Annotated in this window: 1 protein-coding gene; it reads right to left on the bottom strand. The window is 53.7% G+C overall.

Features of this window, described 5'->3' with window-relative positions:
* Positions 1-410: cbb3-type cytochrome c oxidase subunit I (locus tag ACLD7X_RS19330; RefSeq protein WP_411425297.1), on the bottom strand; the 410-nt coding region annotated here is incomplete at both ends.

Genomic DNA, 410 nt, shown 5'->3' with positions numbered 1-410 from the left:
CGTAATGCCGCCAAAGTACATTGGAACAACATAGAAGACGATTCCCAACGTCATGGCCCAGAAATGCCAATTGGCCAGCGTGGTCGAGTACAGCTTCGTACGCCACATCCGTGGGAACACGAAGTAGAGCATCGCAAAGGTCAGTCCACCATTCCACGCCAATGCCCCAAGGTGAACATGGGCAATGATGTAGTCCGTATAGTGGGCAATGGCGTTGACATTCTTGATGGACATCATTGGGCCTTCGAATGTGGACATTCCATAGGCCGTGATGCCAACAACCATGAACTTCAGGACGGGATCCGTGCGAACCTTGTCCCATGCTCCCCGCAGCGTGAGCAGGCCGTTGATCATACCACCCCATGATGGAGCAATCAACATCGCGGAGAACACGGTGCCAAGGCTTTGGG

This window comes from Aphanothece microscopica RSMan92 (genome assembly GCF_046613545.2).
GTDB lineage: Bacteria > Cyanobacteriota > Cyanobacteriia > PCC-6307 > Cyanobiaceae > NIES-981.
This window is presented reverse-complemented; position numbering and strand designations above follow the sequence as displayed.